Genomic DNA, 15697 nt, shown 5'->3' on the forward strand with positions numbered 1-15697 from the left:
TTCCTCAACCTCAGCCGCGGATCGTTGCCCCGTACTCCCGCTGCAGCGCGTCGGTCACGCACGCCACTGCGGAATCGACGTCACGGTCAGTCAGGGTGCGCGATTCATCCTGCAGAATCAAGCCCATAGCGAGACTTTTGAAACCCGGTTCAACGCCCTTGCCCTGGTAGCGATCGAACAGCACCAGATCGCGCAGGAACGGGCCCGCGGCGGTCTTCACGGCCTGGCCGATGGCGGCCCATTCGACGTTCTCCGGGACGACGAACGCGAGGTCCCGGCGGACGGACGGGTATTTCGACAGGGCACCGGCGCGTGGCACGGCGCGGCTGAACAGGGGCGACAGGTCGAGCTCGAAAGCGATCACGTCCACGTCCAGTTCCAGCGCGCGTTGCAGGCGCGGGTGCAACTGGCCGATCCAGCCGAGCTTCACGCCGTCGCGGTACACGTCGGCCGAACGCCCCGGATGCGCCCAGGCGGGCTGGGAGGCGCGGTAGTCGAGCGAGGCACCGGCAAGCGCGGCGAGGCTGTCGAGGTCGCCCTTCAGATCGTGGAAGCCGATGGTACGTGCCGTGGCCCCCCACTGCTCCGCATGCACGTCGCCGCACGCGGCGGCGGCGATGCGGCCGGTTTCGATCGGCGCATCGCCCGCGTTGGCGCGGAACACATTGCCCAGCTCGAACAGGCGCACGCGCGGCTGCTGGCGCGCGGCGTTGCGCGCGAGCGCGGCGACCAGGCCCGGCAGCAGCGCGGTGCGCATGACACCGAGTTCGCCGCTGAGCGGATTGGCCAACGGCACGCTGCCGTCGGTGAGGCCCCACGTCGCGAGCAGGTCGGCATCGACGAAGGCGTAGTTCACCGCTTCCAGGTAATCGCGCGAGGCGAGCTGGCGGCGCGCGGTGGATTCGTCGACGCGGGTTTCGCTCGGCGCCACCAGGCGCGCGGCGCCGGCGGGCAGCGTCGTCGGGATCGTGTCGTAGCCGTGGATGCGAGCGATTTCCTCGATCAGGTCCTCTTCGATTTCCAGATCGAATCGACGGGTTGGCGGCACCACGCGCCAACCGTCGGCGACGGTTTCGACCTGCAGGCCAAGCGCGCTCAGGATGCGTTCGACCTCGGCATCGGCGACCGTCAGTCCCAGCACGCGTGCCAGGCGCGCACGGCGCAGTACGATCGGCTGCGGCTTGCGCAGGTGTTCGGTGAGCGTCACGTCCAGCGTCGGGCCCGGCACGCCGCCTGCGATGTCGACGATCAGCTTCGTCGCGTATTCCACCGCGATGCGCGGCAGTTCCGGATCGACGCCGCGTTCGAATCGGTGGCCGGCGTCGGTGTGCAGGCCGAGCTTGCGGCTGCGGCCGATGATCGCCGACGGAATCCAATGCGCGGCTTCGAGGAACACGTTGCGCGTGGTGTCGGTCACCCGCGTGTCGTAGCCGCCCATGATGCCGCCCAGTGCGACGGCGCGCGCACCCTTGCCACCGGTGCTGTCGGAAACGACGAGGAAATCGTCGTCGAGTTCGACGGTGCGCCCGTCGAGCAGCTTGAGCGATTCGCCGGCACGGGCCGGGCGCACGACGACGTCGCCTTCCAGCGTGTCCTTGTCGAAGGCGTGCATCGGCTGGCCGAGTTCGAGCATCACGTACTGCGTGACGTCCACGAGGAAGCTGATCGGCCGCACGCCGCTACGGCGCAGGCGCTCGGCCATCCATGCCGGCGTGGACACGGTGGCGTCGACGTTGTCGATCACGCGGCCTGCAAAGCGTGGCACGCGCGGTCCGGCGTCGAGCTCGACGCGGATCGTCGCCCCGCTCTGCGCGGAAACGTCGGTGGCGTCGAGTGGCTTCACTTCACTGCCGAGCGCGGCGGCCACGTCGTACGCGATGCCGCGCACGCTGAAGCAGTCGGCACGGTTGGGCGTCAGCTTGATCTCGATGCTGGCATCAGGCAGGCCGAGGTACTGCGCGAGCGGCGTGCCGACCGGGGCGCCGTCGGGCAGTTCGAGCAGGCCCGAGGCGTCCGGATCGACGCCCAGCTCCTTCGCCGAGCACAGCATGCCGAACGATTCCACGCCGCGCAGTTTGGCCGCCTTGATCGCGATACCGCCCGGCAGGTTCGCACCGACGGTGGCGAGCGGCGCCACCAGGCCCGCGCGCGCGTTCGGCGCGCCGCAGACGATCTGCACGGTGCCGTTGCCGGTGTCGACTTCGCACACCTGCAGGCGGTCGGCTTCGGGGTGCCTGCTCGCGCTGACGATGCGCGCCACGACCACGCCGTCGAGCGAGTCGCCCAGCGGCGTGACCTCTTCGACTTCCAGGCCGATCGCGGTCAGCGTCGCGGCGAGTTCGTCGCGCGAAGCGGTGGTCGGAACGTGGTGGCGCAGCCAGTTTTCGGAGAATTTCATGGTGAAAGCCGGGAATCGGGAATGGTGAATCGGGAACCGGAATGCGGTGATGGGTTTCGCTTCTACGATTCCCCATTCCCCATTCCCGGTTCCCGCTTCAGGCGAACTGCTTCAAAAAACGCACATCGTTGTCGAAGAAGCTGCGCAGGTCGTCGACCCCGTAACGCAGCATCGCGAAACGCTCGACACCGAGGCCGAACGCGTAGCCGGTGTACTTCTCCGGATCGATGCCGACGTTGCGCAGCACGTTCGGATGCACCATGCCGCAGCCGAGCACTTCCAGCCAGCGCGTGGAACCGTCGGGCTGCTGCCAGGCGATGTCCACTTCGGCCGAGGGCTCGGTGAAGGGGAAATAACTCGGACGGAAGCGCATCTCGAAGTCGCGCTCGAAGAACGCGCGCACGAATTCGGCGAGCGTGCCCTTGAGGTCGGCGAAGCTGGCGTGCTCGTCGACCAGCAGGCCTTCGCACTGGTGGAACATCGGGGTGTGCGTCTGGTCGCTGTCGCTGCGGTACACCTTGCCCAGCGCGATCATGCGCAGCGGCGGCTGGTGTTCCTGCATGTAGCGCACCTGCACGCCGGAGGTGTGCGTGCGCAGCAGGCGGCCGTCGCCGAAGTAGAACGTGTCGTGCATCGCGCGCGCCGGATGGTGCGGCGGGAAGTTCAGCGCTTCGAAGTTGTGCCAGTCGTCCTCGATCTCCGGCCCGTTGCTGAGCTCGAAGCCCAGGCGGCCGAAGATGTCGGCGATGCGCTCCATCGTGCGGCTGACCGGATGCAGGCCACCGCGCGCGGAGTCGATGCCGGGCAGCGTGACGTCGATGCTTTCCGACGCCAGGCGCGCATTGAGCGCGGCGTCGTCGAGCACGGTGCGGCGCTGCGTCAGCGCGGCCGTGAGCTCGTCGCGCGCCTTGTTGATCGCTTCGCCGGCGGTCTTGCGCTGGTCGGCCGGCAATGCGCCCAGCTGCTTGAGCTGCGCGGTCACGCTGCCGTTCTTGCCCAGCAGCGACACACGAAGGGCTTCGATCGCGTCCGGCGTTTCCGCCGCGGCGATGTCGGCCAGCGCCTGCTGGGTCAGTGATTCGATTCCGGTCATGTGCTGCCGAACCTTTTCGATCGTTGTGTTGCGTTGAAGCCCGTCGTTCACCGCTATCGGCCGCGCGCGCGGCATTGACGATACCGGCGCGCAGTTCGCGATGCGGGCGCCCAAAACGAAACATGGGGAAGGACTTGCGCCCTTCCCCATGCGTGTATTGCGTTGTGCATTCGACCGGCGCCGACCGTGGCCGGCGCGCGGTGAAGCGAACAACTTACGCTGCGAGCGCGCCCTTCGCCTTCTCTGCCAGCGCCGCAAAACCCTGCGCGTCGTGCACGGCGATGTCCGCCAGCACCTTGCGGTCGAGGGTGATGCCGGCCTTCATCAGGCCGTTCATGAAACGGCTGTAGCTCAGGCCGTTGATGCGGGCAGCTGCGTTGATGCGGGTGATCCACAGCGAACGGAAGTTGCGCTTCTTCTGCTTGCGACCGATGTAGGCGTACTGCAGGGCCTTCGTGACCGCCTGCTTGGCGACGCGGAAAACCTTGCGACGGGCGTGGTAGTAGCCCTTGGCCTGCTTCAGGATCTTCTTGTGACGACGGCGCGCCTGCACGCCACGCTTGACTCGTGCCATTGTTCAGCCCTCCTCAGAGATACGGCAGCATGCGATCGAGACGGCCTGCGTCTTCGGCACGAACGTGGTTCGTCTGCCGCAGGTTGCGCTTCCGCTTGGTCGCCTTCTTGGTGAGGATGTGGCTCTTGTTGGCGTGGCCGCACTTGTACTTGCCGGAAGCGGTCTTCCGGAAGCGCTTGGCCGCCGCCCGATTGGTCTTGATCTTGGGCATTGCGATGTCCTTTCGGATTTCGATGACTGGCGTGGGCGGTGGCATGGCCACTCTTTCCGTCCTGCCCTGCCGGCTTGTAAGTCATTGATCCTCAAGAAAATACGCGGAGGATCAAGACAGGTTCCGTGATACAGCAACAACAAACCCGGCGAACCGGGCCGCACATTATGCGGGGCCGACGGGCGGGTTGCAAATCTTTTCTTTGAAAATCAGCGGGTTTGGCGCGAAGGCGGCGCTGCGGGTCGATTCTGTCCGATCCGCCTGCCGGCCGGGGCCGCAGCCCGCCCCTGCAAAGCGAAGGGCGCCTTCCGGCGCCCCTCTCTCATTGCCTGGCCCGCTCCCGCCGGCGGGAGCCGACGCGAGGCTCACTTCTTCTTCGGCGCGATCATCATGACCATCTGGCGGCCTTCCAGGCGCGGGCGCGACTCGATGACGATGTCCTCGCCGAGGTCGGCCTCGATGCGTGCGGCCATCTCGCGGCCCAGTTCCTGGTGGCTCATCTCGCGGCCACGGAAGCGGATGTTGACCTTGACCTTGTCGCCCTCTTCCAGGAAGCGGCGCATGTTGCGCAGCTTGATCTGGTAGTCGCCCTCGTCGGTCACGGGACGGAACTTGAGTTCCTTGATCTCGACCTGCTTCTGCTTCTTCTTGGCCTCGTTGGCCTTTTTCTGCTGCTCGAAGCGGAACTTGCCGAAGTCCATGATCTTGCAGACCGGCGGATCGGCGTTCGGCTGGATCTCCACAAGATCCAGATCCTCGTCCTCGGCCATGCGCAGCGCTTCGTCGCGCGTGAGCACGCCGATCATCTCGCCATCGCTGCCGATCACGCGCACGCGCGGGACGCGGATTTCCTGGTTCTTGCGATTCGGCTTCTCGGGGGTACTGATGTTGCAATCTCCGGTATGGAACGTGCCGGCCGCCGTGGCGGCCGGGGTCAGGTCTGGCTGCAGGCGCTACTGTACGCCTTCACTGCGCAAACGCGAGGCGAAATCGGAGACGGTCATCGTCCCCAGATCCTCCCCTCCCCGCGTGCGGACGGCGATCTGGCCGTTTTCCTTCTCGCGGTCGCCGACTACCAGCAGGTAAGGCACGCGCTGCAGCGTGTGCTCGCGGATCTTATAGCCGATCTTCTCGTTGCGCAAATCGGAATGGACCCGGAAGCCTTGATTTGCAAGGGTTTTCCGGACTTCGTCGACGTAGTCGGCCTGGGCGTCGGTGATGTTCATGACCACGGCCTGGACCGGGGCCAGCCAGGCGGGGAACTGGCCGGCGTGGTGCTCGATCAGGATGCCGATGAAGCGCTCCATCGAGCCCACGATGGCCCGGTGCAGCATCACCGGGTGGCGGCGCTGGCTGTGTTCGTCGACGTATTCGGCGCCGAGGCGGCCCGGCATCATGAAGTCCACCTGCATCGTGCCCAGCTGCCAGGTGCGGCCAATGGCGTCCTGCAGGTGGTATTCGATCTTCGGGCCGTAGAAGGCGCCCTCGCCCGGCAGCTCCTGCCACTCCACGCCGGCGGCACTGAGCGCCGAACGCAGCGCGTTCTCGGCCTTGTCCCACGTGGCGTCGTCGCCCAGGCGGGAGTCCGGGCGCAGCGCGATCTTGATCTGGATGTCGGTGAAGCCGAAATCGCCGTAGACCTTCAACGCCTGCTCGTGGAAGGCGCGCACTTCGGATTCGATCTGGTCCTCGGTGCAGAAGATGTGGCCGTCGTCCTGCGTGAAGCCGCGCACGCGCAGGATGCCGTGCAGCGCGCCCGAAGGCTCGTTGCGATGGCACGCGCCGAACTCGCCGTAGCGGATCGGCAGGTCGCGGTAGCTGTGCAGGCCCTGGTTGAACACCTGCACGTGGCCCGGGCAGTTCATGGGCTTCAGCGCGTAGGTCCGCTTCTCGGACTCGGTGAAGAACATGTTGTCCTTGTAGTTGTCCCAGTGGCCGGATTTCTGCCACAGCGACACGTCGAGGATCTGCGGGCAACGCACTTCGCCATAGCCCGTCTCGCGGTACACGCGACGCATGTACTGCTCGACGACCTGCCAGATCGACCAGCCCTTCGGATGCCAGAAGATCAGGCCGGGGCCTTCTTCCTGCAGGTGGAACAGGTCCTGTGCCTTGGCGATCTTCCGGTGGTCGCGCTTCTCGGCTTCCTCCAGCTGCGTCAGATACGCCTTGAGGTCCTTGTCGTTGAGCCACGCCGTGCCGTAGATGCGGCTGAGCATCTCGTTGTTGTGGTCGCCGCGCCAGTACGCGCCAGCCACCTTCATCAGCTTGAACGCGCGCAGCTTGTCCGTGGACGGCACGTGTGGGCCGCGGCACAGATCGGTGAACTCGCCCTGGCTGTACAGCGAGAGGTCTTCGCTCGCCGGGATCGATTCGATGATCTCCGCCTTGTACGCCTCGCCCAGGCCGCGAAAGAACGCCACCGCGTCGTCGCGCGACTTCACGCTGCGCGAGACCGGCAGCGATTCCTTGACGATCTTCTGCATCTCGGCCTCGATGGCCGGCAGGTCTTCCGGCGTGAACGGGCGCTCGTAGGCGAAGTCGTAGTAGAAGCCGTTGTCGATCACCGGACCGATGGTGACCTGCGCGCCGGGGTACAGGCGCTGCACGGCCTGCGCGAGCAGGTGCGCGGTGGAGTGGCGCAGGACGTCGAGCGCGTCGGGATGCTTGTCGGTGACGATCTCGAGCGAGGCGTCGTTGGCGATGCGGTAGCTGGTGTCGACCAGCTTGCCGTCGACCTTGCCGGCGAGCGCGGCCTTCGCCAGGCCGGCGCCGATGGAGGCGGCCACTTCGGCCACGGAAACGGGATTTTCGAACTCGCGGCGGCTGCCGTCGGGGAGCGTGATGGCGATCATGGGATGCGGGCGCGCGGTGCGCGGCTGGCTGATATGGGGAACCGGAAAACGAAAAACGGCGCCGCGGCGCCGTCTGGAAGGGCGTCGTGGGCGCTCAGCGGTGGGCGATGGTAGTGCTCATGTCGCACGCTCGGCCGGCGGTTTGCCGCGGGCCACCTTCGTTTCGTGTTTCGGGCGATCGCCCGGGAATGCGGGAAGTGTTGGGGCTGCTGGCGGCCAAGTCAACGCCGGCGATCGCTGGCTGGCCCGGAAAAGAAGAACGGCGCGCCCCGTGAGGATCGCGCCGTTCGAACCACTGTGTAGTGGTGGGCGGTACAGGGTTCGAACCTGTGACCCCTACCATGTCAAGGTAGTGCTCTACCGCTGAGCTAACCGCCCGGAATTTCGCCGGACTTCATCCGGATTCCCCCCCGCCGCGAACCGCTCGTCGAGGGGCGCGCAGTGTAAACCGTCGGCCCCGCTGCGGCAACAGGTCGGCGGCACCGGACCGCTGCGGCCGGTTCAGGCGGCGAATCCGGCGTCCTTCAGCTGCCGCAGCTGGTCGCGCACGGCCGCGGCCTCCTCGAACTCCAGGTTTTTCGCGTGCTCGTACATCTGCTGCTCGAGCGCCTTGATGCGCGCGGCGAACTGCGCCGGGGTGAGCTTGGCGTAGTCGGCCATGCTTTCGGCGACCTTCTTCCCCTTGCCGCGCCCCTTCGCGGTCTCGCCGGGCTCGGCGCGTGCGCCTTCCATGATGTCGACGATGGGCTTGGCGACCGATCGCGGCGTGATCCCGTGCTCGAGGTTGTGCTGGACCTGGCGCTGGCGACGGCGATCGGTCTCGTCGAGCGCCGCCTGCATCGACTTCGTGATGCGGTCGGCGTACAGGATCGCCTTGCCGCGCACGTTGCGCGCGGCGCGGCCGATGGTCTGGATCAGTGAGCCCGCCGAACGCAGGAAGCCTTCCTTGTCCGCGTCGAGGATCGCCACCAGCGACACCTCCGGCATGTCCAGGCCCTCGCGCAGCAGGTTGATGCCGACCAGCACGTCGAACTTGCCTAGGCGCAGGTCGCGGATGATCTCCACGCGCTCCACCGTGTCCACGTCGGAGTGCAGGTAACGCACGCGCACACCATGTTCGCCGAGGTATTCGGTGAGGTTCTCCGCCATGCGCTTGGTGAGCGTGGTGATCAGCACGCGATCGCCCATCTTCACGCGTTCGTTGATTTCGCCCAGCACGTCGTCGACCTGCGTGGCGACCGGGCGGATCTCCACTTCCGGATCGATCAGGCCGGTGGGCCGTACCACCAATTCGACGATCTGGTCCTCCGACTTGCGCAGTTCGTACGGACCGGGCGTCGCGGAGACGTAGATCGCGCGCGGCGAACGGCCTTCCCATTCCTCGAATCGCAGCGGGCGGTTGTCGAGCGCGGACGGCATGCGGAAACCGAATTCCACCAGCGTTTCCTTGCGCGAGCGGTCGCCCTTGTACATCGCGCCGATCTGCGGGACGGTCACGTGCGATTCGTCGACCACCAGCAACGCGTCCGGCGGCAGGTAATCGAACAGGCACGGCGGGGGCTCGCCGGGCATGTGGCCGGTGAGGTGGCGGCTGTAGTTCTCGATGCCGTTGCAGTAGCCCACTTCGGCCAGCATCTCCAGGTCGAACTGCGTGCGCTGCGCGAGGCGCTGCGCTTCGACGAGCTTGTTCTGCGCGTAGAGCTGCTCCAGGCGTTCGCGCAGTTCTTCCTTGATGGTTTCGATCGCGTCGAGCACGGTGCGCCGCGTGGTCACGTAATGCGAACCGGGGTAGATGGTGTAGCGCGGCACGGTGCGCAGCGACTCTCCGGTGAGCGGATCGAACAGCGTGAGGCGTTCGATCTCGCCGTCGAACAGCTCGATGCGCAACGCCTCGGCATCGCTTTCGGCCGGATGCACGTCCACCACCTCGCCTCGCACACGGTAGGTCGCGCGACGCAGTTCGGTGTCGTTGCGGGTGTACTGCATCTCGGTGAGGCGACGGATCAGCTCACGCTGGTCGATGCGCTCGCCACGCACCATGTGCAGCACCATGCGGAAGTATTCGTTCGGATCGCCCAGGCCGTAGATCGCCGACACGGTGCAGACGATCAACGCGTCGCGGCGCTCCAGCAGGGCCTTTGTGGCCGAAAGACGCATCTGCTCGATGTGCTCGTTCACCGAGCTGTCCTTCTCGATGTACGTGTCCGAGGACGGCACGTAGGCTTCCGGCTGGTAGTAGTCGTAGTAGCTGACGAAATACTCCACCGCGTTGTTCGGGAAGAATGCCTTGAACTCGCCGTACAGCTGCGCGGCGAGCGTCTTGTTGGGCGCCATCACGATCGTCGGCTTCTGCACCTGCTGGACGACGTTGGCGACGGTGAACGTCTTGCCCGAACCGGTCACGCCCAGCACCGTCTGCGCCGCCAGCCCGTTCTCGAAGCCCGCCACCAGCCGCTCGATCGCCTGCGGCTGGTCGCCGGCGGGCTGGTACGGCGAGACGAGCTGGAATCCGGCGGGATGGAGGCTGTCGTTCATCGGCATGGCTCCGGAAAATTCCTCAGTGTAGTGGGCTTTATGGATGGGGGCGGGAACGGCGTTTCCCTACCCTTCGCCGGGCGCTCGCCCGCTGCCGTCGGCGATGGCTCGTACGAATACTGGTTTCCGTTTATCTGAACGGATTTGAACCATGGCAGCACGCGCGAACGGCCTCACGCTGCTGGAATTGCTGGTGGTCGTCGCCGTCACCGCCGTGCTGCTGACGCTGGGCGTGCCCGCCTTCATGGGCGCGCTGGAGCGCGTGCGGGTGCATGGCGCATTCAGCGCCCTCACCACGTCGCTGGCGCACGCCCGGCTTTCGGCAGTCAGCCGCCGCATCACCGTCGGCGTCTGCCCGAGCCGCGACGGACGCCAATGCCGGAAGGACCTGATCTGGGATCAGGGCTGGATCACCTTCATCGACCGCGCGCGGAACGGCGTGCCGGCGGGGACGGACGCAATCCTCCAGCACGCGACACCGGATCTGTCCGGCATTTCGGTCCGCAGTACCGTGGGCCGACACCTGGTTCGCTACCAGCCGAGCGGCTTCAGCGCCGGCAGCAATGTCACCCTGCGAATATGTCGCCTCGGGGACCATCGCGAACTCGGCAGGGTTGTCGTCAACAACGGCGGACGAGCACGTTCCGAGCGCCCGACCAGGCTCCAGGAATGCGCACCAGAACCGTAAGGGGCAGGCTTGACCCTACTGCTGGAGGCATTACAATGTCGCTCCCCGCCCGAATAGCTCAGCCGGTTAGAGCACTTGACTGTTAATCAGGGGGTCGTTGGTTCGAGTCCAACTTCGGGCGCCAAGCACATCAAGGCTCGCAGCGATGCGGGCCTTTTTGTTGTGTCGCGAAAACGGGGCGTGTCCGAAATCCGATTCAGGGGCGACGTCGCCGCGTGGAGGGAACCGTCGTCGCCATAGTTGTGCTCACCTGGATCGTCTTCAGATGGACTCGTTCCGGCACGGCTGCAGACGAAGGCACGGCCAAGCTTCAAGCCGTCGGACGACCCGACCATGTCCAGGGCCGCGAACCACCGCTGGTAGACGTTGGTGGCTCATCAATGGCCGTGGTGATCAGGTAGCCGAGACCGGACATCCCGGCATCGCACGCCGACCCGTCCCGAATCATGCGAGGCGATCGGCGGGGCCTTGGAAGGCTATCGCGAAGTTCGGATGCTCGCGGCGGTCGAGGAGTACACCACTCATGCGCAGATCGCCGGAGCCCTCCACGAGGGCGACGAGCTCCGATGGTTCCATCAGGGCCACATGCCGGTCGCCCGTGATGTACCGGTCGGCCAGAACGCCGAGATGGGAGATCAGGCCGCCCGGGGCGACATCCTTCACGATCAGCACGCCGTTCGGCTTGAGCAGCGCGAGGCAGTCGCGAATGAACACGGCGCGTCCTTGCGACGGCACGTGGTGCATCACATCGCTCACCAGCAGCGCGTCGGCGCGGCGGCCGGCCTGGGCGCGGTACGCGGCGAGCGACGTGCTGGGGTGGAGCGTGACGCGCTCGCGGACATCAGGGTCCAGGAACATGCCTATCTGGGCGCGGAGGTCGAGCATGGCGACCGTGACGTCCGGCCGCATGCGCAGCAGGTAGTTCAGCGGCTCACCGTCGCCCCCGCCCACGTCGATCAGGTAGGCGTTCTCGGGAATCGCCTGGACGATCTGCTCAGTGCACCGATGGACATTGATGAAGACGGCGCGATAGGCGGCGCAGAGTTTGCGCTCTAGCGGTCCCGCGATCTTCCGAACGATTGCTCCTGCCGACACGCCCTTCTCCCAGCATCACGCTGGGTGGGAAGGATGCCACCATTCCGACCCGACGGCTGCGGAGTGCACCGCAGATCTGCTGTCAGAAGCTGCCTGCTTCGGACCGACTCGTCGGAGTCCTGCACAGCCGCTCTAGCGTCGGCCCATACGCAACAAGCGCGTAGCTGTCAGGCAACCTGAGACTGCCAATCCGGAGAGCGTTGGTTCGAGTCCAACTTCGGGCGCCAGATTCGAAAAGGCCTGCAGCGAATACTGCAGGCCTTTTTCTTTGTCTGGTTTCCCGGCGTCACGCCGCTGCCGAGAAAGGCCTGCGCGAAGCAGGCCTTTGCATTTCAGAAGCAATCGCTCGCGACGGCGCCGCTCACACTGACGTCCTTCGTGCCGGACTGATTGACGCCCAGCGTTCCGCACTTGGTCTCCTTCGACGCCTGCACGCCCTTGGGTTGTGCGATAAGCCGATAGGTCGACGCCGTGGGATCGGCCGCGAAGCTGAAATCGTAGTGATTCGCCAGTTCGGTGCGGCAGGTCGTCGCAGGCAGCTCGTTCTGCGCGCCCTCGTAGGTCATCTTGGTGGTGTAGTAGCGTTCGGCGAAGTGCGAAAGCTCGGTCAGGCACGCACCTGCGGCGACACGGCGCGTCTTGGCGATGTGTGCCTGATAGCTCGGGTAGGCGAGCGCCGCCAGGACGGCGATGACCGCGACCACGATCATCAGCTCGATCAGCGTGAAGCCGGTGGCTTTGTTACGCATTGTCAGGTTCCCTGTCAGATAGTTGAAAAACGCACGTCCTGTGCGTTCTCCAGATCGCCAGCCCGGTGGAAGCCCGGCCTGGCTTACGGCGGATTCGACGCTGCTCCGCCGGCGCGCCCGCTCCTGCGCCGCGCCGGCGAGGTGTTCCAAAGCCCCTGCTACTCCCGATTGTAGAGCTCGCGCCACGACAGCCGCTTCGGCGTACCGCCACCCGGTGGCGTCGGAACCGTACCGCACTTGCCATCCGAGCCGCACACCAGCACCAGGTTGTCGATCTGGTTCGACTCGGTCGGCATGCCGATGCCAAGGTTCACCGAACCCACCGGCAACTCGCCATCGCCGCTTCCGATGTTGTCGTTCTTGCCGTTGCCGTCGCCATTGACGTCGATGTACGAGGTGGACGAGCCGGAGTCGTCTCCGCCGCTGGTGCCGGTGAACAGGTCCAGGGCGTTGAGGTAGCCGGTACCGCCGGACTCGCACCCCTTGCCTGCTTCCGGAATGATGCTCGAGACCCAGAGCGCACGCCCGTTGATGCGTGGACCGCTGACGACGCGCTCACCTTCGGTCGGAACGCCAAGATTGACGTACCAGCCACGCTTGCCGGTCGGGAGCGCCGAGTACTTCTCGAACGCGCGGTACTTACCGTCGTCGGTCACCAGTGCGATCGAGCGCTGCACCAGCGCGGAATGGTTGACGATAGCGGTGCCGTCGTCCATCAGGCCATAGATGCGCTGCGTGTCGGTCGTTTCGATGTCGCCATCCGTGATCAGGCGGCCTGTGCCGAACGCGACCCAGATGTTGTTGCGGTTGACCGGGTCGCGCGCCAGCGCCAGGCCGCCGGTGATCGGCTGGTTGGTGCCCGTCGTGAAGAACGGCGCATTCCCCGAGATGGTCCAGGAACCGGCGCCGGTCCCGGTCATGTCGAACTTCCAGACGTTGCCCTTCAGGTCGCCCGCATAGACGTAGTCCACCTTGCCGTCGCCGTTGAGATCGGCGCCGCGCGGAGCGGACAAGCCGTTGCCACCGGCAACGCCCGTGTCGAAGCGCTTGATCTCGGCGCCGGTCGTCAGGTTGTAGACGTAAAGCACGGCCTTTCCGTTCGCGCTGTCGATACCGTTCGCGACGATGGCGATGTCCACGTTGTTGTTGCCGCGCGTGATCAGCGGCGCGCCCAGGACATAGCCCATGTCATTGTCGACATCGGCCGTGCGGTCCCACAGGACGCTCCTGGCACTGAAGTTCGACGGCCGGGTGACATCCAGTGCGTACGCGCCCTTGCCGCCGCGCCCCAGGGTGCCCACCAGGTAATTCTTGTCGGCGGTCTGGCGGTAAGCCGACACCGAGATGGGACCGTCCACGAAGAAGTGGTGTTCGTACTCGGGCTTGCTGATCGTCGACAGCGCGGCAAAATCCAGGCCGGCCGGGACATAGGAGAAGTTGACCTTGCCGGTCAGCGCATCGATGGCGTGCATCATGCCGTCGTTGGCGCCGATGAAGATGCTCTCCGATTCCTTCACGTAGAACGGCGAGGAATTGACGATGTCGCCGATCAGGCCGCTGCGCGTACGCAGCTTGCCGCCCTTGGCCTGCTCCAGGGACTGGTCGCCCTTGATGTAGGCGGCGTTGTCGTCGCCCTCCACCGGCGCGATGGAGCCGGTGCGGGTCAGTGCGGTAGCCTGGTCGCCGGTCGGGAACGACGTGCCCTGGGTACCGCTCCAGGTGAACACGCCGCGATCGGCGAACTTGTTCTCCGGCAACGCCACCTGCTTCGACAGCGTCCAGGCCGCCGTGGTGGAGATCCCCTTGGCAGTCACGTCGTAGGCCAGCATGTCGCCCGTCCACTCGCCCGACATGTAGGTCGCCTGGTAGGCGCGGGTGTTCGACTGGAACGAGGTGCTGTTGGTGGCAACGTTCGAGCCCGACGCGCGCTTCGCGTCGATCTTGCCCAGCACGTCCTTCAGCGCGTCGTAGAACTTCTGAGAGTCGGTCGCGGCGATGAACTCGCCGTGGCCGTTGACGGCGGCATGCAGCAGGTCGTCGATGTTGTTGGTGCTGTCAGCACTCGGCGTCGGCCAGCCCACGGTCCTGCCATCCTTGGTCACACCCTTCTGCGCCAGCACCTCCTCCACGGAGGACTGGTCCAGCGTGCCTTTCAGGCCGATGGAAATACCGAACGTGATCATGTGCTGCCAGAACGCGTCGCCCGTCTTCGGACGCGGCACCACGTTCGGCAGATCGGTGCGCAGGTCCGTGCGCCAGTACTTCATGGCCACGTCGGCGAGGGTGTTGCTCTGGCCGTCCGTGTAGGGAGCGACGGCCTTGTACGTGTACGAGTGCGCGGTGGTTCCGTCGTCGAGCTTGGGACTGGTGATCGTGTCCGTTGCATCCGTGCCGTCGTAGTTGGCCATGCTGAAACCACTGTCGCCGTTCCAGTAACCGTCCGTGGTCAACACGGTGAAGTTCTGGCGGCACGCGAGCTGCTCCGATGCGGCCTCGTTGGGGCCGTACGGACCATCGCCATCGTCTCGCGAGAAGTACTTGCCCGCCTTGTCGAGCGTGCTTCGCAACGGCGTTCCGTCGCTCGGGTCGGCGTCCAGCAGGCTCTCGTACCACTTGTCGCGGTTGGCGCCTTCGAACTTTCCCTCATTCGTCTTGACCGGGATGTTGAAGTCGCCATCGGCATTGTTGTGGAGCGACCAGAACCCCATGCGCACGTTGTCCACCGCGTCGAAGGCGCGACTCGCGCCTGCCTTGGCGAGTTTCATGCGGGTGCGGTGGAACGAATACCAGGTGGCGAAGTTGTTGCGTTCGGCCTCTTCGCTGCGCTGGGTGCCATCCTTCAGCACCGGGGTCGCCGGGTCGCACTTCGACCAGGAGTAATTGCCGCCCCAGTTGCTGCGGCTGACGGTCGTGCAGCGCGTGATGACACCCTTGTTCGAGATGGTGTAGCGGTCGTAGTTGCCGAGGTCTGTCGCATCGGCCGTGCTTGACTTCAACACGTAGAAGTACGCGGTGCCCTGGTTGTAAAGGCTGATCGTGGAGGAACCGGGGCCGGCGCTCCGGGCACTGCTGTAAGCGCTGCCGTAAGTGGTACCGCCGGCGATCGGCTTGCCGTCGCTGCCGAGCCAGGGCTCGTACGTGATCTCCGGGTTGTAGTAGAGCGTGTTGGTGGCCGGCGACTGGTCGTACACCGCGCGGATGTCGTTGTCGAACGGATCGTAGGAGCTGTCTGAGCTCCTGTTGTTGCCGGTGGGCCTGCTTACCTCATCGGAGCCGTAGTAGATCCTGCTGACGCTCGGGTTGTACATGTACCGCCATTCCATCGATCCTGAATCGTCCAGGATGAACAGGATGTTCGGCGGCACGGAGTTCGTGCCGGTCTGCAGCGGGTAGTTCGGGAACGTCGCGGCGTGCACGGGCAAGGCCAGCAGGGTGGCGATGAACGCGGCCAGCGGAGCGCGGCTCGACATGGATGCAATCTTGTTCTTGGTTTTCATGG

The 15697-nt window shown here is 65.6% G+C and carries 11 protein-coding genes and 2 tRNA genes; 2 read left to right on the top strand and 11 right to left on the bottom strand.

Annotation, left to right across the window (positions count from 1 at the left end):
* Positions 1-10 precede the first annotated feature (10 nt).
* The 8 genes from pheT to uvrB form a co-directional block, all read right to left on the bottom strand.
* Positions 11-2398, bottom strand: coding sequence for a phenylalanine--tRNA ligase subunit beta (pheT, locus tag I4U41_RS11910; RefSeq protein ID WP_206861315.1), 2388 nt, complete (start codon positions 2396-2398; stop codon positions 11-13).
* 97 nt (positions 2399-2495) lie between these two features.
* Entirely contained in the window at positions 2496-3491 is a 996-nt protein-coding gene (pheS, locus tag I4U41_RS11915; protein ID WP_206861316.1) for a phenylalanine--tRNA ligase subunit alpha, read from the bottom strand.
* A 214-nt stretch (positions 3492-3705) separates the two neighbouring features.
* A complete protein-coding gene (rplT, locus tag I4U41_RS11920) occupies positions 3706-4065 on the bottom strand; it encodes a 50S ribosomal protein L20 (protein ID WP_206861317.1) in 360 nt (119 codons plus the stop codon).
* 13 nt (positions 4066-4078) lie between these two features.
* The gene (gene rpmI / locus I4U41_RS11925; RefSeq protein WP_027083463.1) at positions 4079-4276 is read right to left on the bottom strand and encodes a 50S ribosomal protein L35; all 198 of its coding nucleotides are present in this window, start codon (positions 4274-4276) and stop codon (positions 4079-4081) included.
* Between the two features lie 365 nt (positions 4277-4641).
* The gene (gene infC, locus I4U41_RS11930; protein WP_206861645.1) at positions 4642-5163 is read right to left on the bottom strand and encodes a translation initiation factor IF-3; all 522 of its coding nucleotides are present in this window, start codon (positions 5161-5163) and stop codon (positions 4642-4644) included.
* A gap of 66 nt (positions 5164-5229) precedes the next feature.
* Complete coding sequence (gene thrS, locus I4U41_RS11935) at positions 5230-7131, bottom strand: threonine--tRNA ligase (RefSeq protein WP_206861318.1); 1902 nt, start codon at positions 7129-7131, stop codon at positions 5230-5232.
* Positions 7132-7434: 303 nt separating this feature from the next.
* A tRNA-Val gene (locus I4U41_RS11940) sits at positions 7435-7509 on the bottom strand.
* Positions 7510-7632: 123 nt separating this feature from the next.
* Positions 7633-9666, bottom strand: coding sequence for an excinuclease ABC subunit UvrB (uvrB, locus tag I4U41_RS11945; RefSeq protein ID WP_206861319.1), 2034 nt, complete (start codon positions 9664-9666; stop codon positions 7633-7635).
* A 151-nt stretch (positions 9667-9817) separates the two neighbouring features.
* Between uvrB and I4U41_RS11950 the strand changes: the two genes are divergently transcribed.
* Positions 9818-10354: a GspH/FimT family protein gene (locus I4U41_RS11950; protein ID WP_206861320.1), complete on the top strand. Its 537-nt coding sequence runs from the start codon at positions 9818-9820 to the stop codon at positions 10352-10354.
* Positions 10355-10401: 47 nt separating this feature from the next.
* Positions 10402-10478: transfer RNA gene (locus I4U41_RS11955), tRNA-Asn, on the top strand.
* A 320-nt stretch (positions 10479-10798) separates the two neighbouring features.
* Here I4U41_RS11955 and I4U41_RS11960 read toward each other — a convergent pair.
* From I4U41_RS11960 to I4U41_RS18395, 3 genes are all read right to left on the bottom strand, one after another.
* Positions 10799-11449: a methyltransferase domain-containing protein gene (locus I4U41_RS11960; RefSeq protein ID WP_206861321.1), complete on the bottom strand. Its 651-nt coding sequence runs from the start codon at positions 11447-11449 to the stop codon at positions 10799-10801.
* A 332-nt stretch (positions 11450-11781) separates the two neighbouring features.
* Positions 11782-12348 (bottom strand): type IV pilin protein, encoded by a 567-nt coding sequence (locus I4U41_RS18530; RefSeq protein WP_305062268.1) that lies wholly within the window; start codon positions 12346-12348, stop codon positions 11782-11784.
* Positions 12349-12356: 8 nt separating this feature from the next.
* On the bottom strand, positions 12357-15695 hold the full coding sequence (locus I4U41_RS18395) for a pilus assembly protein (RefSeq protein WP_242525130.1): 3339 nt from the start codon (positions 15693-15695) through the stop codon (positions 12357-12359).
* Positions 15696-15697: the final 2 nt, after the last annotated feature.

Source organism: Lysobacter changpingensis, from assembly GCF_017308985.1.
Taxonomy (GTDB): Bacteria; Pseudomonadota; Gammaproteobacteria; order Xanthomonadales; family Xanthomonadaceae; genus Lysobacter_J; species Lysobacter_J changpingensis.